The organism is Riemerella columbipharyngis (assembly GCF_900101995.1).
Taxonomy (GTDB): domain Bacteria; phylum Bacteroidota; class Bacteroidia; order Flavobacteriales; family Weeksellaceae; genus Riemerella; species Riemerella columbipharyngis.
Map to the genome: position 1 here is coordinate 119,815 of NZ_FNAS01000003.1, position 21,223 is coordinate 141,037.

General features: G+C 37.1%; 19 protein-coding genes. 15 read left to right on the forward strand and 4 right to left on the reverse strand.

The genetic code is table 11. The annotated features are described in order from the left end of the window. Positions 1-8 precede the first annotated feature (8 nt). From BLS89_RS03025 to tsaD, 4 genes are all read right to left on the reverse strand, one after another. Positions 9-1,034, reverse strand: a complete 1,026-nt coding sequence (locus BLS89_RS03025; protein WP_092736036.1) for a rod shape-determining protein — start codon at positions 1,032-1,034, stop codon at positions 9-11. Between the two features lie 115 nt (positions 1,035-1,149). Next, a complete protein-coding gene (locus tag BLS89_RS03030) occupies positions 1,150-1,587 on the reverse strand; it encodes a nucleoside deaminase (RefSeq protein WP_092736037.1) in 438 nt (145 codons plus the stop codon). A 4-nt stretch (positions 1,588-1,591) separates the two neighbouring features. Further along, on the reverse strand, positions 1,592-2,215 hold the full coding sequence (locus tag BLS89_RS03035; protein WP_092736038.1) for a hypothetical protein: 624 nt from the start codon (positions 2,213-2,215) through the stop codon (positions 1,592-1,594). Positions 2,216-2,266: 51 nt separating this feature from the next. Further along, positions 2,267-3,283: a tRNA (adenosine(37)-N6)-threonylcarbamoyltransferase complex transferase subunit TsaD gene (tsaD, locus tag BLS89_RS03040; protein ID WP_092736039.1), complete on the reverse strand. Its 1,017-nt coding sequence runs from the start codon at positions 3,281-3,283 to the stop codon at positions 2,267-2,269. A gap of 4 nt (positions 3,284-3,287) precedes the next feature. Here tsaD and BLS89_RS03045 point away from each other — a divergent pair, with 4 nt between their 5' ends. The 15 genes from BLS89_RS03045 (at position 3,288) to BLS89_RS03115 (ending at position 21,029) form a co-directional block, all read left to right on the forward strand. After that, complete coding sequence (locus tag BLS89_RS03045; protein WP_092736056.1) at positions 3,288-7,892, forward strand: translocation/assembly module TamB domain-containing protein; 4,605 nt, start codon at positions 3,288-3,290, stop codon at positions 7,890-7,892. Between the two features lie 129 nt (positions 7,893-8,021). Further along, entirely contained in the window at positions 8,022-8,492 is a 471-nt protein-coding gene (locus tag BLS89_RS03050) for an Lrp/AsnC family transcriptional regulator (protein ID WP_092736040.1), read from the forward strand. A 72-nt stretch (positions 8,493-8,564) separates the two neighbouring features. Beyond that, positions 8,565-8,942, forward strand: coding sequence for a hypothetical protein (locus tag BLS89_RS03055; RefSeq protein ID WP_092736041.1), 378 nt, complete (start codon positions 8,565-8,567; stop codon positions 8,940-8,942). Positions 8,943-8,952: 10 nt separating this feature from the next. Further along, a complete protein-coding gene (locus BLS89_RS03060) occupies positions 8,953-9,837 on the forward strand; it encodes a UbiA prenyltransferase family protein (protein ID WP_092736042.1) in 885 nt (294 codons plus the stop codon). A 3-nt stretch (positions 9,838-9,840) separates the two neighbouring features. Then, positions 9,841-11,154 (forward strand): FAD-binding oxidoreductase, encoded by a 1,314-nt coding sequence (locus BLS89_RS03065; protein WP_092736043.1) that lies wholly within the window; start codon positions 9,841-9,843, stop codon positions 11,152-11,154. A gap of 12 nt (positions 11,155-11,166) precedes the next feature. Continuing rightward, positions 11,167-12,126, forward strand: coding sequence for a GSCFA domain-containing protein (locus tag BLS89_RS03070; RefSeq protein ID WP_092736044.1), 960 nt, complete (start codon positions 11,167-11,169; stop codon positions 12,124-12,126). 2 nt (positions 12,127-12,128) lie between these two features. Continuing rightward, positions 12,129-12,893: a TatD family hydrolase gene (locus BLS89_RS03075; RefSeq protein WP_092736045.1), complete on the forward strand. Its 765-nt coding sequence runs from the start codon at positions 12,129-12,131 to the stop codon at positions 12,891-12,893. Between the two features lie 110 nt (positions 12,894-13,003). Beyond that, on the forward strand, positions 13,004-13,888 hold the full coding sequence (locus BLS89_RS03080) for a bifunctional 5,10-methylenetetrahydrofolate dehydrogenase/5,10-methenyltetrahydrofolate cyclohydrolase (protein WP_092736046.1): 885 nt from the start codon (positions 13,004-13,006) through the stop codon (positions 13,886-13,888). 83 nt (positions 13,889-13,971) lie between these two features. Beyond that, positions 13,972-14,604: a 7-carboxy-7-deazaguanine synthase QueE gene (locus BLS89_RS03085; RefSeq protein WP_092736047.1), complete on the forward strand. Its 633-nt coding sequence runs from the start codon at positions 13,972-13,974 to the stop codon at positions 14,602-14,604. Positions 14,605-14,615: 11 nt separating this feature from the next. Next, positions 14,616-15,950 carry an exopolysaccharide biosynthesis polyprenyl glycosylphosphotransferase gene (locus BLS89_RS03090; protein WP_092736048.1) on the forward strand — a complete coding sequence of 445 codons (1,335 nt, stop codon included), beginning with the start codon at positions 14,616-14,618 and terminating at the stop codon, positions 15,948-15,950. 37 nt (positions 15,951-15,987) lie between these two features. Further along, a complete protein-coding gene (locus BLS89_RS03095; RefSeq protein WP_092736049.1) occupies positions 15,988-16,749 on the forward strand; it encodes an MlaE family ABC transporter permease in 762 nt (253 codons plus the stop codon). After that, complete coding sequence (locus BLS89_RS03100; protein WP_092736050.1) at positions 16,749-17,552, forward strand: ABC transporter ATP-binding protein; 804 nt, start codon at positions 16,749-16,751, stop codon at positions 17,550-17,552. The genes BLS89_RS03095 and BLS89_RS03100 overlap by 1 nt, the downstream gene beginning before the upstream one ends. 17 nt (positions 17,553-17,569) lie before the next feature. Then, positions 17,570-19,249 carry an Ig-like domain-containing domain gene (locus tag BLS89_RS03105; protein WP_245688804.1) on the forward strand — a complete coding sequence of 560 codons (1,680 nt, stop codon included), beginning with the start codon at positions 17,570-17,572 and terminating at the stop codon, positions 19,247-19,249. Positions 19,250-19,313: 64 nt separating this feature from the next. Continuing rightward, positions 19,314-20,525, forward strand: coding sequence for a serine hydrolase domain-containing protein (locus tag BLS89_RS03110; protein ID WP_092736052.1), 1,212 nt, complete (start codon positions 19,314-19,316; stop codon positions 20,523-20,525). A gap of 45 nt (positions 20,526-20,570) precedes the next feature. Then, positions 20,571-21,029 (forward strand): heme-binding domain-containing protein, encoded by a 459-nt coding sequence (locus BLS89_RS03115; protein WP_092736053.1) that lies wholly within the window; start codon positions 20,571-20,573, stop codon positions 21,027-21,029. Positions 21,030-21,223: the final 194 nt, after the last annotated feature.

A 21,223-nucleotide genomic window follows, 5' to 3' on the forward strand; every position in this document is an offset into this window, starting at 1 on the left:
GAAAATAATTATCTTATTAAGAAATTGAATTTATCTATGTTTTTAAGGGCAATACCTGTACCTCTCACTACAGCTCTTAGCGGGTCTTCGGCTACGAATACGGGGAGCCCTGTTTTTTTGTGAAGCCTGTCTGCTAAGCCTCGCAATAGAGCACCTCCTCCTGCAAGATAAATCCCTGTTTTGTAAATATCGGCAGCAAGTTCAGGTGGGGTGAGTGAAAGCGTTTCCATTACAGAATCTTCTATACGTATAATGGACTTGTCCAATGCCTTGGCTATCTCTTTGTAGCCAATCATTATTTCTTTTGGTTTTCCTGTGATGAGGTCTCTACCTTGTACAGGTATATCGTCTATATCTACATCTAATTGTTCCACGGCAGAGCCTACTTCTATTTTGATACGCTCGACAGTTCTTTCTCCTATATAAAGGTTGTGCTGAGTTCTTAGGTAGTAGGCAATATCATTAGTAAATACATCACCGGCAATTTTCACCGATTTGTCGCACACAATACCTCCCAGAGCTACAACGGCTATTTCTGTAGTACCACCGCCTATGTCTATAATCATATTTCCCTCTGGTTTTTGTACATCTATGCCTACCCCTATGGCGGCTGCCATTGGTTCGTATATGAGGCGGACATCTTTAGCATTCACTTTTTGGGCGGAGTCTCTTACGGCTCTTTTTTCTACTTCTGTGATGCCGGAAGGAATGCAAATAACGATTTTAAGTGCCGGCTGAAATATTTTTCCTTTAATTGCGGGAATTTTCTTAATAAATTCCTTAATCATATGTTCGGATGCTTGGAAGTCTGCGATGACCCCATCTTTGAGAGGGCGGATAGTTTTAATGTCGTCGTGCGTTTTCCCTTGCATATGTTTCGCCTGTTCGCCTACTGCGATAGGCTTTCCGGATTGTCTTTCTATTGCCACTATAGAGGGCTGGTCTATAACTATTTTATTGTTATGTATAATTAGTGTGTTGGCTGTTCCTAAGTCAATTGCAATCTCTTGCGTGAACAAATCAAATAAACCCATAATGTTGATATATTTTTTTTCGGTTACAAAGATAGAAATTTACAATTATTTTCTACTTCTTGTTCTTAATTTTTTTTCTTGTCTTTTTAATAAACGGAATAACTTAAGTATTATTTTACCGTTTGCTTTTGAAAAAATCTTTTACCAAAGCACTGCATTCTTCCTCCATTACTCCGGTAATTATCTCTGTTTTGGAATGAAGTTTTACGCCTTTGTCTATAAACCCTCTGTGGGGATCTCTCGCTCCGATGACCACTTTTGATATTTGAGACCAAAACAAGGCTCCGGCGCACATTACGCAAGGTTCCATCGTAACATACATAGTACAATTGATAAGGTATTTCCCTCCTAAGAAACTTGCTGCGGAGGTGATGGCCTGCATTTCTGCGTGGGCGGTTACATCGTTTAGGGTTTCTGTAAGATTGTAGCCTTTGGCAATAATCCGTCCTTGGCATACGATAACGCAGCCGATAGGGACTTCGTCTTTCTCCAGAGCTTCTTTTGCTTCGGATATGGCACGGGACATAAAGTGTGTGTCGGAAGAAGGGAACATATTTTTAATCTTTAAGAGAGAGAGGCATTCTGAATTTCGTTCTTACGAAACGGTTTTCAATGGTAGCAGGATTAAATTTTTTAGGTAAGAGGTATAGCGCAATTTCTATTTTTTTATTAAGCTCAGGATAATCGCTTTTTGCCTTAGCATTAGAAATTTCACCATTTGTTTCTACTATAAAGGTAACGGTAGCTTTAATCGGTTGAGTGGTATCTGCCGAGAAATTAACATTATCAACTAAGAATTTTCTAAAGACATCTATTCCATCGGGATATTCAGCATCTCGTGAGATAGGAATTGAGCTTTTAAGTCTGTTGTTTTCTATTTTAGCAGAATCTTTTACGGGGATAATGCGAGACAAGTCTTCTCTGTTTTTAACGGCGACAAGAGCATTGACATAAGCATTGTTTCTGGCATCTAAGAATTTTTGGTAAAACTCTAAAAACTCTGTTTTCATCATCGCTCTATCTAAATCATTTGTCAACTGGCTGTATTGGTTTTCAAATTCTTTTTTAATCAATTCTTCTTGGCTGTCAAAATAAGTTTTCGTATCTCGGAATTCTTGATTTTGCTGTGCTAATGCAGGAATACCGAACAGAAAACTTATAAAAAAGAATATATGCCTCATAATGAAAATTTAGTCCAAAGATAATATAATATAAAATAGATAAAATCCGGTCTAAAGATTATATCTTGCAGTGGCAGTGGTGCTGAGGTCTGCAAAATCGTTTCTCTGGTATTTTAGTTGGGCTACCATTGCAATCATAGCGGCGTTGTCTGTAGTGTATTCAAATTTAGGAATATAGATATTCCATCCGTACTTTTGGGCATTGGTTTGCATCGAGTTTCTCAGTCCCGAGTTTGCAGAAACTCCGCCGGCTATCGCTACTTCTTTTATCTTTAATTCTTGTGCTGCAGCTGTTAGTTTTTCCATCAGAATATCTACGATGCTTTTTTGTACAGAGGCACAGAGGTCGGCAAGGTTTTCTTTAATGAAGTCGGGATTTTTCTGTAATTCCTTTTGAATAAAGTACAATACAGAAGTTTTAATTCCTGAGAACGAATAATCATAAAGAGGCATTTTGGGTTTTCCGAAGCTGAATACCTCCGGATTTCCGTTTTTGGAAAGGCGGTCTATAATAGGTCCGGCAGGATAATCCAGATTAAATATTTTCCCGATTTTGTCGAAAGCCTCGCCGGCAGCGTCATCTATTGTCTTACCGATGATTTCTATATCGAAGTAGTCTTTTACCAATACTATCATTGTGTGTCCGCCGCTTACGGTAAGGCAGATAAAAGGAAATTTAGGCGGTGTGGGATTAGCATCTGCTATGAAATGTGCCAAGATATGTGCCTGCAAATGATTAACTTCTATCAGAGGGACGCCCAAACTCATTGCCAAAGACTTGGCGAAGGAAGTTCCTACAAGCAGAGAGCCCAAAAGACCGGGACCTCGTGTAAATCCTATGGCAGAAATATCTTTTTGTTGTATATTTGCCTTTCTAATGGCAAGCTCTACCACGGGAATAATATTTTGCTGGTGAGCACGCGAGGCAAGTTCGGGTACTACACCGCCGTACTCGTTGTGCACGGTCTGGGTAGCAGCTACATTGGATAAAATGGTATTGTCGCAGATAACGGCGGCAGAGGTATCATCACAAGATGATTCTATGCCCAAAATAATAGATTGTCTCATAGATATGGCAAATTTAGATAATAATAATAAAAAACAAAATATATCCGGCAAAGATGAACCTCTTAGTCCGAATAAAAATGCACCGAAAGCGAAGAAAAAAAAATCTGTTTTTGCTCGTATTATTTTGGGGATTGTTTTGTTTCTCTTGTTTTTAGTCATTGGTATTGTCGTGGCTTTCAGTTTTTCGTTTACCCGTAACTGGGCGGCACAGAGGGCTATAGCTTATCTCAATCAAACTCTTAATACAAAAATAGAATTTCAAAAAATAGATTTTGACTTTGTGGGCGATGCTACCCTAAAAGGTGTTAAAGTCAAAGACTATAAAGGTAATCCGCTTCTTATGGCAAAAGAAATAGAATTAAAATCCAGTTGGCTGGACATTATCAGAAATTCTAGGGACATTAAATTCAAATCCATTGTTTTGGATAGTGTCAATCTGAATGTTGTTACTTACAAAGGGGATAGCGTGGCTAATTTTATTCGTTTTGTAGAGCTTTTTGATAATGGCAAGAAACCGGATCCTAATAAACCGTCGTTTAAGTTTTCATCAAATATAAAGATTAAAAATTCCAAAGTTTCTATTGTTAATAAAAACCACCCGGGAGACGAAGGTAAATGGCTTGATGCCAAGAATATGAATTTAGATTTAGAAGATTTGAAAGTAGTAGGTGCCAATGTGGATGGGAATTTGAAAAATTTGAACTTCGTTACCGATAGATGGGGAAAAACCCACGATTTGAAAACCTTCTCTGCGGTGTTTAGTATGAATAAGAATTTTCTTAGCCTAAAACATCTGAATTTTATTACGGATAAAACCTCTATGAGGGGAGAGCTCAAAATGATTAAGCATAATGAAAAGTGGGAAGATTTTACCAATCGAGTAAAGCTTTTAATCGATTTTAAGACGGGGAGCTACATTAGCGGTGATGATATAGGCTACTTCGCAAAGAATTGGGACAACAGCAGTCCGCTGAATATTTCCGGGCATATGGAGGGGCCGCTCAATAACTTTATGCTTTCGGATTTTGCATTTGGAGGCAAAGGAGTTAATGTTTATACCCAAAATGCCTCTGTGTCCAATATCTTGAAAGGAGCTTATAAAATAAAAGTTAATCAAATCTCTACCAATTTCACTTATCAAAACTTAAAAAAACTCTTTCCGACTTTCATCGCTGAAAAAATGGGAAACGCAGCAGATGATTTTGGTGCAATAAAGTATAAAGGTGCCGTATCTGCAACGCCCGAGAAGATAATCGCACAAGGGCATATGATAAGCGGAGTAGGGCAAGCCAAGATTAGCCGATTGACGATAGATGCCCTCAATACCAAAACCCCAAAATTCGATGTGTTAGCAGATGCTACGGACTTGAATTTGGGGATTCTTTCCAAGAATAATCTGGTGGGCAGAATATCGGGGCATTTCGATGTTCAGGGCGAAAGTTTTGATATTAACACAATGAAACTTCGTACCAAATCTACCATTTCTAATTTTGAAATAATAGGTAAGACTCTCCATAATATTACCTTAGACGGTAACTTATCCAATAAAAGATACAATGGTATATTTAATATCAATGATCCCCAAGCACGGGCTGATGTAAAAGGTGCGGTAGATTTTAGTACCAAAAGAATTTCTGCGGATGTATCGGCACAGATAGCTCATCTCAATCTTGCTTATTTTACAGGGAACAAACAAATACAGTCTGTAAAAGGTAATATAGACGGAAAAATTGCAATGACGAATCTGGATGATTTGACTTTGGATGCGAAGCTGACGCATATGGTGCTTCAAACACAGGAGCAAATTGTTCCAATAGAAAATGCTGCCATAAAAGCATTGGTAGATAATGGAGAAAGGGTGGTGAGCATAGACGCTCCGAATGTGATAAGAGGAAAAATCAATGGTGCGTTTAAGCTGAGCAAGGTGGGAGATATGCTTCAGAGTAGTTTTTCTAAACTATTGGCGGGTAATTCTACAGCTAAAGTTTTCCCCGGGCAGAATTTTAATTTTGATTTTGATGTCTCTCAGGGAGTTGTCAATCTTATTGATACAAATCTTAGAATTCCACAAGGTATAAAGGCAAACGGATATTACGCAGGCGGAACTAACAATCTGGTCCTAAATGCAGAAATTCCTTACCTTAAGTATAGATTGACAAAAAAGAAAAAAGAAGATACGGTAGAAGCACAAGAGCCGGCTAAGAGAGACAGCATCGTGACGGAGAGTGTCTTGGTGGATATCAATACGAGCGAGGCATCGGGACTCTTTTCGGTAAAGGCAAACAAAGCCTATTATTCGGATTATACCATCAATGAAGTCTCTCTTACAGGGCAAAAAGAAAATAAAGATGTTCTAAACATAGGGCTGAAATTCGTTCAAGGCAACGCCGATAACGAAGAAAGTCTTAAAGAATATGCGGTAAATCTTAATCAGACAGTGGATGGACACGGCGACTATGTTGTGCGTTTTTCCCCAACCAATCTCAAACTGAATGATTTTGTCTGGAAGGTGGACACTTCGCCCGAAACCGACCACTATATAGTTTATCACAAAAAAATAGGACAGGTAGATATCCATAATCTCAAATTCTACTCTGATGATAGTAATATCTCTGTCAACGGAATATTCAAGGATGCGAAAAACTTTGACATAGATGCAGAAATCCAAAATGTACAAATGGCTAAAATATTAGCCCTTAATGGAAAATCAGATAACGATATGGATCTAAAAGGGGTGGCTGATGGAAGCATTAAGATAACAATGGATAAAAGCCATTTCGAGCCGATGGTAGACTTGAAAATTAATAAAGTTTCTATGAATGGGAAGGATATTGGTACGATAGCGATAAATGCTAAGAATAGCGATAACCCGAATATCTTTGATGTGAATGCCCGAGTATTGTCTTCCGAACTGTTTGACAAAGCTCATTTGGTTCTTACAGGAACTATTGATAATAACGGCTCTTCGCCTAAACTTGATTTGAAAGCAGAGTTTAATGACTTTGATTTGGCTTTTGCCCAAGACTTTGTGAAATCAATATTTTCGGATTTCAGAGGTAAAGCCAGCGGAGAAATGAAAATCTTTGGGCCGATGAATGACATTAACTATGGCGGAGATATTAGCCTAAAAGAATTAGGTTTCAAGATGAATTTTACAGGAGTAGATTATAAGTTTGATGATCTCGTGGTGCCTATCAAGAAAGGTTATGCGATGCTTAATGATGCCAAAATAAATGATGGTAGAGTAAATTCCGAGGGAAGTATCTCAGGGGTAGTCCAGTTCGGAGATGGGATAGGGCTAAACCTAATCGTAAGGGCGAAAAACTTTCTTCTCCTCAATACTACGCAGAGGGATTTTGACACCTTTTGGGGAAGGATTTACGGTGATGCCGATATTTTCGTAGATGGTCCGGCTACAGAATTAGATCTGAATGCCAAAATAAACGTTCGCAACAATAGTGTTTTTACTCTTAATAGTGCTTCTACTTCTTCTGTGGAAGAGTTTAAAATGTTGAGGTTCACAGAACGAGATAAAAACGGACTCATAAGCATAGCGAAAAAGAAAACCACAGGACCGAATATGAATGTTAATTTTGATGTAACGGTAGACAAAGGCTCTACGGTCAATGTACTTGTGGGACAGGATGTAGGAGATATTAGCGTAAGAGGAAAAGCGGAAGGACTTAAATTCCGAATGACCAGAAGTGGAAATATGTTTATGAATGGAACTTATTTGGTAGATAATGGAAGCTATGTTTCTAAAGCTATTCTGGAGCGTAAGTTTCAGATTGAGCGTGGAAGCAGTATGAGCTGGGACAGTGATGTTCTTAATCCGTTACTTAATATCACGGCAGACTATTTCCGTACCGTAACGAATATTGGAGAATATTTGAATATAGGTAAATTGCCGGCTGTGAATGTGAAACTAACGACTAAAATAACCAGAACCCTTAAGAATCCTAAAATAGAATTTAATGTGTCGGCACCGGATGTTTCCAGCCAGATACGCGAGGCATTGGCGTTTAAAATGGAGCAAGAAGACGAGAAAGTATTGCAGTTTGGATCTGTATTAGTGTTAAATAACTTCAATATAGCCAATTCGGATATAGGAGATTTCAGCATAAGCAATACATTAGAGTCCCAGGGGTATTCTTTGTTGTTTAAGCAATTGGGGAATGTGTTTAATTCCATAAGTAATAAGTTTCAGATTGACCTAAACTACATTAAAGGGAATCAAGCTACCAATACAGGAGACCGTGCTAATGCAGGAATGAATATATTTTTGTCACCAAGGGTTACCATAAAGACAGGGCTTGGAATACCTATTACCAAAAACGAATATTCTAATACTAATTTTTTATCCGGAGAAGGTACATTTGAGTATGATTGGTCTAAAAATAATGATGGATCCAGAATTTTCCGATTCTATTCTAAGCCATCTAATATAACTAATGTCTTGGGGCAAAATGCTAGTGCAAACCAGACATGGGGAGTAGGTGTGGTTTATAGTAAAAGTTTTAACCATCTTTTACCTAAACAAAAGAAAAAAAATGAGATGAAAGATTCATCGATAGAGAAAAATATCAAACGGTCAGATAGTCTAAAATAAGAAATGAATATTTTTTATAATATAGCAGGAAAAAAATAAAAATTTAATACTTCATATTCAAATCTTTTTTTGTAATTTTGCCATCAAATAATCAAATAATTTATAAATACTATTAAAATATAAAACATTATGAAGTTTCAATTGGATGAAATAGACAAAAGTATCCTCGATTTCTTAGTAGTAAATACAAGAATGCCGTTTACAGAAATTGCAAAAAAAATGGATGTCTCTGCAGGGACTATTCATGTGAGAGTGAAAAAAATGGAAGAAGCAGGAATCATTAAGAGTTCTTCTTTAAATATCGATTATACAAAATTAGAATATAATTTTACTGCGTATATTGGTATTTTATTGACAAAATCTAACAAAACACAAGAAGTTATTGCAGAATTGGCTTCTATTCCAAATATTGTGGAAATAAGTGTAGTGTCTGGTAAGTACAATATTTTCTGTAAAATGATGGCAAAAAATACAGAAGATGCTAAAAGAATTATCTATCAAATAGACGACATACAAGATGTAATGAGAACAGAAAGTATGATCTCTATGGAAGAACATGTGAGCAATAGAAACAGACTAATGCAAGCAGTAACCGTTTAGTTTTGATTAGCATTAAAAATAACCAAAATAGCCTTTGAGTATTCAGAGGCTATTTTAAATTTTACACTCGCTATGGAAAATGATAATTATTTCGGGAAAGTAGAGAAAACACCTTTGTGGATTTATACTGTAGCAGGAGTTTGTTTTATATTCACATTGATGCACATAGGGACTACCTATGATATGTATTTTCAGCATAAGGAACTTAATATTCCTTTGTGGTTTTTTTATGTGGTTTATACTTTGGATGCGATTATGGTAGTGGGGTTGTTGCTTACAGCTTTTTATAGAAAAGCTGGACTTTTTGTATTTCCTGCAGCATTACTTATCCATATGTTTATACACCAGTTTTACCTGAATACGATGCTGTATCAAGATATTACCAATCTTTTTGTATTTATAGGCGTGGGGCTGGTTATCATCATTCCGGAATGGAAATTCTTCAAATAAAATTAGAATAATGAAAAAATACTTAAAACTTATCCGCGTAGAACAATGGGTGAAAAACGGATTTGTATTTGTACCTCTGTTTTTTTCTGGTAATATATTGAATATTAGGTTGTTTGAGCTGAGTTTTATTGCTTTTTTTATATTTTCATTTACGGCAAGCTGTATTTATATCATCAATGATTATTCGGATATAGAATCGGATCGTAATCATCCGGAGAAGAAAAACAGACCATTAGCAAGCGGTGCAATATCCAAATCAAGTGCTAAGATTTTATTCTTGATTTTACTTGGAGCTATTGTAGGATTAACAATAATTACACAATCTGTTTTTGAACTAAATCTTTGGAAGTTTGGGATAATTATACTCAGTTATTTTCAAATGAATATCGCTTATACTTTTAGATTGAAGCATATAGCAATCATAGATATTACCATTATAGCATTGGGTTTTGTCCTAAGGGTTTTGGCGGGAGGATATATTACGGGGATTGTCATTACGCAGTGGGCGTTGTTACTGACTTTTGTGCTGGCATTGGTTTTAGCCATTGGGAAAAGAAGGGGAGAGCTCATCAATGCCCAGCTTACTGGTAAAACGAGAAAAGCTTTAGACGGTTATAATATACAGTTTGCAGATATTGCATTAGCCATTAGCTGTACTTTGGCTATTGTATGTTATCTTATGTTTACGCTTTCGCCGGAGGTCCAGGAAAAATTTCATCCAAGGATTTTCTATACCGTTATTTTTGTAGTATTTGCATTTTTAAGATATTTGCAGCAGACTTTAGTTTATAATAAAACAGAATCACCTACGAAAATTGTCTATAAAGACAGATATATTCAAATCACACTTTTGATTTGGTTTGTAGCTTTTGTTTATCAAATTTATGCCAAGTAAATAATGAAACTTAATTTCGTTAAAAAAGTAGCTAATTGGGGAAATTATCCCGTAGTAGAAAAGGAAGTAAAATCTGAAGACAAGATAGAAAAAATAAAAAACTATATCCGTGCTAACGGTGATGTCATTGCTAGGGGAAATGGAAGATGCTACGGAGATGCTTCGCTGGCAGAGCATATTTTTTCGACTAAAAGATTAAATAAATTTATTAGCTTTGATCGTCTGAACGGTATCATAGAGTGCGAAGCGGGAGTTTTGTTGTCAGAAGTTTTGGAAGTCATAGTACCGCAAGGGTATTTTCTCTATGTAACACCGGGGACAAAATTTGTGTCTGTGGGAGGGGCTATTGCATCTGATGTACACGGAAAAAATCACCATGCAGAAGGCTGTTTCTCGGAATATGTGATAGAATTTAAGCTCATGAACGAAAGGGCAGAATTACTCACTTGTTCTCGAGAAGAAAATGCAGATGTGTTTTGGGCAACCATCGGAGGAATGGGGCTTACGGGGATTATTGTTTCAGCTAAATTTAGACTTAAAAATATAGAAACTGCTTACATTCGTCAAGAGAGTATAAAGGCAGAAAATCTTGATGAAATATTCAGGCTTTTCGAGGAAAGTGAGGACTGGACCTATAATGTGGCGTGGATAGACTGTCTGCAGAAAGGTAAAAATCTTGGGCGTTCTATTTTAATGAGAGGAGAACACGCACTGAGTGCAGAGCTGGCCAAAAAACAAGGGGAATATCCGCTGAAACTGAAAGAAAAATTCAAGCCTATGGTACCATTTTATTTTCCAGGTTTTGTACTGAATAACCTTAGCGTAAAGATTTTCAACTGGTTTTATTGGAATAAACAGAAGAAAAAAGAAATTAAAAACTATGTGGATTACGAAACCTTTTTCTACCCATTAGATGTCATTAACGATTGGAATAAAATCTATGGTAAAAAAGGGTTTATCCAATATCAGATGGTAATTCCGAAAGTCCAAGGAAAAGAGGGAATGAAAAGAATTCTGGAAACCATAGCAAAGAGTGGTAATGGTTCTTTTCTGGCAGTGCTGAAACTTTTTGGTAAAAATAATCCCAAGGCATACAATTCTTTCCCGTTCGAAGGATATACGCTGGCATTGGATTTTAAGGTAAATTCTAAACTTAAATCTTTGGTGAAACAGCTTGACGATATTGTGGAAGAATTTGGCGGAAGAATTTATTTGACCAAAGACAGTATGAGCCGTTCTAGCCTTACCAATTATATTGAGAATGTCAATAATCCTAAGTTTATCTCTTTGCAGAGACAGAGGATTCTTAATCAATAAGATATAGCTTTGATGAAATTCCGAACAGAAGTCTTTATAGAACCCTCACCGCAAAAAATAGAGATAGAGGATCATCTATTTTCTATTGGTTCTTGCTTTGCTTCGGAAATTACGGCGCGGATTGCCCGAGGGCAGGTGCGGACGCTGAATAATCCTTTTGGGACTATATTCAATCCTTATTCTATCAATAAAGCGATAGAAAAGATATCGAAATGCGCGTATTACAGCGAAGACGATATTTTCGACTATGAGGGGCGCTATCTTTCCTTTGACCATCACACGAGTTTTGACGGTGATAGTGTAGAGCAAGTTTTAGGCAAAATAAATAAAGTGCTGGAAGAGTCGTCTGTATTTTTCAAAAAAAGCAAATGGGTGATTATTACCTATGGTACCGCTTTTGTGTATGAGTTTTTGCCTCAGCAATGCCTTGTCGCCAATTGCCATAAAATTCCCCAAAAGTTTTTTGAAAAAAGATTTCTCTCTCATTCTGAAATTTTAGAGAGCATTAAAAATACGATTAACCTAATAAATAAATATGCAGAGGAGGGGGGGCAGATTTTGTTTACCGTTTCGCCGGTAAGGCATACCAAAGACGGAATGGTAGAAAATCAGCTTAGTAAAGCAAAATTACTGACGGCACTTCATGAAGCGGTAGCGGAGAATGCCAACTGCCACTATCTTCCTATCTATGAGATTATGATGGACGATCTTAGGGATTATCGTTTTTATGCGGAAGACCTTATTCATCCTAATAATCAAGGGATTCAGTATATTTTTGAGAAATTTGGTAATGCTTATTTCTCTGAGGCGACTCAAAGTTTCATTAATGAAAATTCTAAAATTGCAGCGGCATTGGCGCATCGTCCTATTAATCCAGAAAGCCCTCTGTATAAGGAATATTTAGAGAAAATAAAAACCAAAATAGCTGAACAACAGCGTAAAGTAAGTTATCCCATTTTTCAAAATTATTAATAATGATTGATACCCACACACATTTATATTCAGAAGCCTTTGATGACGATAGAGATGCCACTGTACAGCGTGCCTTAGATAATGGTGTTACCAAATTTTTTCTTCCGGCAATAGACTCGGAGACGCACTCTCAAATGCTGGAGTTAGAAGCGCATTATCCACAGTTCATGCACGCGATGATGGGGCTTCACCCTTGCTCTGTGAAGTCTGATTCTTACGAGCAAGAATTGAGATTGGTAAAGGAATATTTGGAGCAAAGGACTTTCTGTGCCATTGGCGAGATAGGAATAGATTTGTATTGGGATAAAACCACGCTGGATATTCAGGTGGAAGCCTTTGAGAAGCAGATAGACTGGGCGATAGAGAAAGATTTGCCTATCGTTATACATACCCGGGAGAGCTTTCCCGAGACCTTTGAGGTTTTGGAGCGAAAAAAGCACCCCAAGCTAAGAGGAATTTTTCATTGTTTTTCCGGTGGTATGGAGGAAGCAAAGCACGCCTTAGCACTCAATTTTAAGTTGGGGATAGGCGGTGTGCTTACCTTCAAAAATGGAAAAATAGATAAGTTTTTGGAAAATATTCCATTGGAGCATATTGTCTTGGAGACGGACTCACCATATCTTGCACCGGTGCCTCATCGGGGAAAACGAAATGAAAGTACTTACCTTAGCTTGATTGCAGGGAAGTTGGTGGATATTTACGGCGTTGATTTTCAAGAGATAGATCGCATTACAACGGAGAATGCTTTGCAATTGTTTAAGATTTGATTATCTTTACTTCGGATTTTTCAATAGTGTTAAAGTGATACTTATCTGTTGGTTATCAGTTTAATCAGTGTTAATAACAACTTAAAATAAATCATAAAAAAGTAAAAAAAATGGCTCAAATTCTCGATGGACTAAAGGTGTCCAAAGTAATCAAACAAGAGATTAAACAAGATGTAGAAAAAATAAAAGCCGCAGGAAAACGCGTGCCGCACCTTTCCGCTATTTTGGTGGGAAATAATGGTGCGAGCAAGGCTTATGTCAATAGTAAAATAAAAGATTGTGCAGAGGTGGGCTTTCAATCTTCTTTACACAAATTCCCAAGTACAGCATCGGAAGCGGAGATATTAGAGAAAATAAACGAACTGAATAACGACCCCGAGGTAGATGGTTTTATAGTTCAATTACCTTTGCCTAAACAAATGGATCAAGAGAAAATCATTATGGCGATAGAGTCTCGCAAAGATGTAGATGGTTTTCACCCTGAAAACTTTGGGAGAATGGCACTGGAGATGGATACATTTCTTCCGGCTACGCCGTTTGGTATTCTTACGCTTTTGGAGCATTATCAGATAGAGACAAAGGGGAAACACTGTGTCATTATAGGGAGAAGCCGTATCGTGGGGCGTCCTATGAGTATTCTTATGGGGCGAAAAGATTTTCCGGGAAACTCTACGGTTACGCTTACCCATTCCTATACTTCTCACATAGAGGAATTTACTAAGAATGCGGATATCGTGATTACAGCTTTGGGAGATCCTTATTTTCTTAAAGGAGATATGATAAAAGAAGGTGCGGTCATCGTAGATGTGGGAATTACGAGAGTAGATGCGGACAATGAGAGAGGGTATATATTGGCAGGAGATGTGGACTTTGATAGCTGTGCAGAGAAAGCCAGCTGGATAACCCCAGTTCCGGGAGGTGTGGGACCTATGACGCGTGCAATGCTTATGAAAAATACATTATTGGCTTATAAACACACTATTTATAAAGATTAGTCATACTTAGTCTTTTCTTTTTGGGCTAAGGTTTTAATGGTTCTGATGTAATTCCTATCTTTGCGGATTAAATAAGATCCAGAATGGATAATCATTTGCAAGAAACATTATTAAAGAAAGGAAGGTTGCTGCCTGTGATGGAGCATTTCTATACCTTGCAGGGAGAGGGTGCTCATGCAGGGGTAGCTGCTTATTTTATAAGGCTTGGTGGTTGCGATGTGGGTTGCCATTGGTGCGATGTAAAAGAGAGCTGGAACGCAGAGCTGCATCCGCTTATGGATATGGAAGCCTTAGCCAAAAATGCCGCAGAGCATTGTAAAACTATTATTTTGACAGGAGGGGAGCCGCTGATGTGGAACTTGAGTATTCTTACCAAAAAACTAAAATCATTGGGATGTAGAATCCATATAGAAACCTCTGGTGCCTATCCGCTGAGCGGAGAGATAGATTGGATTTGTCTTTCGCCTAAAAAAACAGCGATGCCCAAAAAGGAGATTTATGCTAAAGCTGATGAATTGAAAATGATTATTTATAATAATAATGATTTTAAGTTTGCAGAGAAACAAGCTGCTCTGGTGAATAAAGATTGTAAACTCTATCTTCAGAGCGAATGGAGCAAACGCGAAGAAATGTATCCTAAAATTACGGAATTTATATTAAAAAATCCGAGATGGCGTGCTTCTGTGCAGACGCATAAATATCTCAATATCCCTTAGTCTCTGTATAAATGCAAAAGAAACGATTTTCATCATATATAAAATTATTATTTATAAGTATAGATTTGGTGTTTATTCTTTCTTTTTTGTATTTTATTCAAAATAGCAAAACTGCTACTGTAGAGAAGGGGCAGGTTTTATTCCTAATTTCATCAGCTGTTTTGTGGCTTTTGCTCAATGGCTATACCAAGCTCTATACAGTGCCGAGAACCTTGTCCTATACGCGTCATTTAGAAAATATTATAGTACATTCCAGCTTATTTCTTTTTGGGATTTATATTTTGGACAAATTGTCTATAAATCTCGATTTTAGAATAAATACATTTAGGCTGATTATTTATTTTTTAATAATGATTGTTGTGCTTAAAACAATCACTTACAGTCTGTTAAAGTATTATCGTTTATTAGGGAAGAATTATAGAAATATTATGTTTCTTTATGAAGACGAAAGCTCGGAACTGCTCAAAGAAACTTTACTGCAAAGAAAAGATTATGGTTACAAAATATTCTCTTATTCGGGTAGGGCAGAGGATATCTTTGCACTTGTAGAATTTTGGAAAGCTAAGGGAATAGATACAATGTTTATCCCTTCTCACAAGGATATGGATAACCGTTTATCTATAGAAGTGTTTGAAAAGGCAGAGGAGAATAGAGTTACGATAAATTTAATTCCCGAGATTTTAAGACAGGATTTTTTCAAGTATAACATTAGCTATTACGAAAATTTTCCGGTCTTGGTTCCAGTGAATTATCCGCTGGATATTTATAGCAATAAGTTTATAAAAAGAGTTTTGGATATACTTTTTTCTTTATTTTTCTTAATTTTTATCGGATTGTGGCTTTTCCCTGTTATTGCGGTTTTGATTAAGATTTTTGCTAAAACACCCGTATTATTTACCCAAAAAAGATATGGCTACGAAGGAAAAATTTTTGAGTGTTACAAATTCTGTACAATGAGGAATGATAATTCGTTGTTGCCCGAAGAGAGAGTAACTAATCTGGGTAAATTTCTAAGAAAGACGAGTTTAGACGAGCTTCCTCAGTTTGTAAATGTGCTAAGGGGGGATATGTCTATTGTGGGACCGCGTCCCCATATGCTTTCGGTAGATGATTTTTACAGTAGGCAGATTCGGCGTTACAAAATTAGGAATATGGTAAGACCTGGGCTGACGGGATTGGCACAAGTGAGAGGGCTTCGCGGAGATTTTGGTGATATGAATATTCGTATGAAGCAGCGTTTGCTTGCAGATATTTTTTATGTGAAAAACTGGAGCTTGGGTATGGATTTTATTATAGTTCTAAAGACAGTATTTTTGTTTCTTAAAGGAGATGAAAATGCACGCTGATTGTAGAATATTCGATTAAAAATACTAATTTCGCACCATGTTAAAGCTATTAAATAAATTTTTGTCGTCTATGGGAGAGTATATTCTCTTGATGGGCAAAACATTGAGAAGACCTCAGAAAGGGAGAATGTTTTTCAAACTCTTTATGAGGGAAATCAATGATTTAGGTGTTAATTCTTTTGGATTGGTTTTATTTACATCTATATTTGTAGGAGCGGTGGTGGCTATACAGATGTATAATAATTTTAAGTCTTCGTCTATACCTGTTCCGCCTAATTTTATAGGCTATGCTACCAAAGTAGTGCTTATTTTGGAATTTTCTCCTACGATTATCAGTCTTATTTTAGCAGGTAAGGTAGGGTCTTATATCGCATCAAGTATAGGAACAATGAGAGTTACAGAGCAAATAGATGCTTTGGATATTATGGGCGTAAATTCTCCTAATTTTTTGATTTTACCTAAGATTTTTGCGAATATATTATTTAATCCTGTCCTAATAGCCATCAGTATTGTTTTTGGTATTTATGGGGGGTATTTGGCAGGTGTGGCTACCGGAAACTGGACACAGAATAATTATATCGTGGGAATACAAATGTATATTCCTAATAAATTTATTTGGTATGCATTCTTTAAGACTGTCGTTTTTGCCTTTCTCATAGCTACTATTCCGGCGTATTTTGGGTATAATGTAAAAGGCGGCTCTTTGGAAGTAGGGCGTTCCAGTACTCAAGCGGTGGTTTGGACTATGGTTATGATTATCATCGCAGAGTTAATTTCAACCCAAATATTTTTGAGCTAATGATTGAGGTTAAAGATTTAAGAAAAAGTTTTGAAGATGTAGAGGTGTTAAAAGGTCTTTCTACGACATTTGAAACAGGAAAAATAAACTTGGTAATAGGGCAATCCGGCTCGGGAAAGACAGTATTTCTGAAATGTTTGCTCAATGTGTTCAACCCTACCTCGGGCTCTATCCTTTTTGATGGGAGAGACCTCGTGAAAATGGGAAGGGAAGAGAGGGAAGAAATCCGTTCGGAGATTGGTACTGTATTCCAAGGCAGTGCGTTGTTTGATTCGATGACGGTGGAGGAAAATATATCATTCCCGCTGGATATGTTTACCAATCTTACATTTACCGAAAAAAGAAAACGCGTAAAAGAGGTGATTGGTAGTGTGCATCTGGAGAATGCCAACAAAAAGTTTCCGTCTGAGATTTCCGGAGGGATGCAGAAGAGGGTTGCCATTGCGCGAGCTATTGTAAACAATCCGCGTTATTTGTTTTGTGATGAGCCCAATTCCGGTCTTGATCCTAATACAGCCATTGTAATAGATGATTTGATTAGGGAAATTACGGAGGAATATAACACCACCACGATCATCAATACCCACGATATGAACTCTGTACTCACGATAGGAGAGAAGATTGTCTATCTGAGAAAAGGCGTCAAAGAATGGGAGGGGAACAAAGATATCATTATCCACACGGAGAACCAACATTTGATAGATTTCGTTTACTCTTCTGCATTGTTCAAGCAAGTGCGGGCGACGATGCTTCAGAATAATGAAACAACCCTTAAAGGGAATAATAATGTAGAGATTTCTTAAGGCTAATGGTAAGGAGATTGTTTTTATTAATAATGTTGGGAATGCTCTTCACTTCGTGTGCAAGGGTAGGTTCGCCGGTGGGCGGAGACAAGGATACATTAGCCCCGAAATTTCTTAGCTCAAATATAGACAGCCCGAGGGTAAATGTTTCGAGAGACCTTAAAGAACTGAGGCTTAATTTTGATGAATATGTCACGCTCAAAAATCCTCAAACCCAGATTATCATCTCGCCACCCATTAAGAATATTAAAAAAATAATTCCAAGTAACTTGGCGAATAAATATGTCTTTATCCAATGGTCTGATACATTACGCGCAAACACCACTTATAGCTTCAATTTTGGAAATGCCATAGCGGATTACAACGAAGGGAATGTAGTGCCTTACTTTAATTTTGCTTTTTCCACAGGGGCAAAATTAGACAGTCTATACATATCCGGAATGCTTCGGAATGCAATGTTGGGGAATATAAAATCAACAAGTTCGGATAAGGATAAAAATTTCGTGGTGGGGCTTTACCAAGTGAAAGATACCATTAATTTTAGACAAAAGCCTTATTACATATCCAAAGCGGATAAAGACGGCTATTTCGAGCTGAACTATCTCTCGCCGGGAAAATACAAACTCATAGCCTTTGATGATGCCAATGGAAACTCTGTTTACGATCCTGATAAAGAAGATTTGGGGTTTATAAAAAATGATATTACCCTCGACAAAAGTATGAGTAAACAGGAAATAAAACTCTACCCGCCGCAGAAAAAATTAGTCTATAAAGATATGTCGGTAAGGGATGGTGGAATACTGATGCTATTTGAAGGAAATCCTAAAAATGTAAGTGTGAAACAAGTGGGAGGTACGATTAAAGATTACAAAATCACGCATAGCCCTTACTCGGATTCTGTGGGGATTTGGTTCAATGGGACGAAAGAACATCTACCGGCAGACAAGGGAACAATGCTTAAATTTAGCTACGATGATGGGCAAAAAAAGGATACGGTACAGATGTTTTATAAATCCAATCCTAAGGAAGATTTAGTCCTTGATAGGCATAATGGGGGGGAGATAGTACCGCAGTTACCATTGGTCATTAGTGCTAATATGATTCTGGATTCTATCAATACCAAGGATTGGATATTTAGGGAAGATAGTCTTGTTTCTCTACCATTTAGAGCGAAAATTGTCCCTGAAAATCCTTTTTTGGTAGCTGTAAATGCGGACTTCAAAAAAAATAAAAAATATACGCTTGTCATTCCTAAGGAGAGTGTGTTTTCGTTTTTTCAGGCTAATCAAAAAAATTACGCTTTTGAATTTAAAGTAGGAGACTCAAGAAATTATGGAAATCTGACTCTCAGACTTAAAAATATTCCTGATATGCCGTTTTGGATACAACTGCTTGACAATCAAGGTAAAGTAGTAACGGAAAGGAAAATAGAAAATAAGATAGAAGAGATAAAATATCAAACTCTGAAACCATCAGAATATTATGTGCGGATTTTGGTGGATAATAACAAAGATGGCTATTGGGAAACGGCAGATTTGTCTTCTAATACAGAAGCAGAGACCGTTTATCTTTTCTCTAAAAAAATAGAAGTACGGGCGATGTGGGACTTGGTGGAAAATTGGGATTTGCTATCCAAAGAAGCGGATGTTGCCAAGTTTTCTACCTTACAAGGAGAATTTGCACCCGCCAAGCTTTAGGTAGAAAACGGTAAATTTGATTTGAATATTAATTAATAAAACTAATTACGAGAATAGTGTCGATATGAAGTTGAGATTTTTGAGGATAATAGTGGGGATTGTATTATGCTCTTGTACGAATAAAGGAGGCTCGTTGTTTTCTGGGGCATCGGGTTTACCGAGCTATTCCGGTATTGATTTTGACAAAATATTTTCTCAGAAAGACAACACTTTTGAGCATAAAGACAGTATCCTTAGCGTTCTTAATACTTATTATCAAAAAATTTGGGAAGGGCGTCATCTCAGCGGAGGATTGCTTATTGCCAAAGGGGATAATATCATTTTTGAAAAATATAAGGGATATGCAAAAGATAACAAAAGAGAGCCAATAGGTAGAGACACCCCTATGCATATAGCATCTACATCAAAAACGATGACGGCTATGGCGGTAATGAAGCTGGTAGAAGCAGGAATAATAAATTTGAACCAAGCCTTGACGGATTATTTCCCAAACTTTCCATATAAAAAAGTTCGGATAATAGACTTGCTTACGCAGCGTAGTGGTTTGCCTAAATACGAGCATTTTGTAGAAGAGATAAAACCTGCACCGAAACAATTGAATAAAAAATTTCTTACCAATCAGGACATTCTTGATTTGATGGAGGCTTACAAGCCACCAATGGTGAGACCAGCAAATACTGGGTTTATGTATTGCAATACCAATTTTGCATTACTGGCTTTGATTATAGAGAAGGCGACCAAAGCTCCCTATCCGGAAGCGATGCAGGAGATTTTATTTAAGCCTTTGGGGATGAGCCATACATTTGTGTTTCAGGAGAAGGATATACCTACCGCCGCACAATCGTTTTATGCATCGGGGAAGCGGTGTCCATTGGATCGCTTAGATCTTATCTATGGAGATAAAAATATATATACGACTCCTCGTGATTTACTAAGATTTTCGCAGGCAATGTATTCTCCGAAGTTTCTTAATGAAGAGCTTAGAAAAAAGATATTTATCCCATACAGCAATGAAAAAAAAGGTATCAGAAACTATGGGATAGGGTTTAGGATGAAAATATACGATGGTGGGAGGAAGCTTGTTTATCATAATGGCTGGTGGCATGGAACAAACTCTGTTTTTGTTCATATGTTGGAATCCAAAACTACGATTATCGCAATAGGGAATAAGTTTTCTAAATCTATTTATACTGCCGAGGAGCTTTCTGGTTTGTTTGGAGATTATCCCGAAGAAAGAGAAGCTTTGTTATTAGCTTTGAAGGAGAAGAATGATTGATGGGGAGATTATATTTTTATTGACAAAATTACTATATTGGGCAAAATGAAAAAATTTTTTAGAATCTTAATTGGGGTATTTGCGGGGCTGGTTTTGATACAGCTTATTCCCGTAGATAGGGATAATCCGCCGGTAAATGAGAAAGACAATTTTGTAACGATTTACAAAACTCCGCCTCAGATGGTTTCTATATTGCGTAATGCTTGTTACGATTGTCATTCTAATGAAACCGTTTATCCTTGGTATGCTTATGTGGCACCTGTCTCATGGTCTATAAAACACCATGTGAACAAAGGGAGGGAGCATCTTAATTTTTCTACTTGGGGAAGTGCCAATGCCTATCTGAAAAAAAGTGCGTTGGAACATAGCATAGAGGAGCTTCAGGAGCTGGGAATGCCGCCGATAGGCTATATCTCTCAGCACCCCAAAGCTAATCTCACCACGCAGCAAAGAAAATTATTGGAAGATTATTTCCGTACATTGCTGGATCAGGGAGCTTACTAAGGTTTTAACATAGAGTATACTCTATACTTTTAAAGCTAAATATTTTCTATTTACCAATAAAAAACACCCCCGAGTATTCGAGGGTGTTTTGGGGGAATAAGATGTAAGAGGGGGTAATTACCCTAGTGTTACCCAGCTAGAGCCATTACAACCTTCAAATTTATGATTATCCCTATTATACCTTATAACTCCCT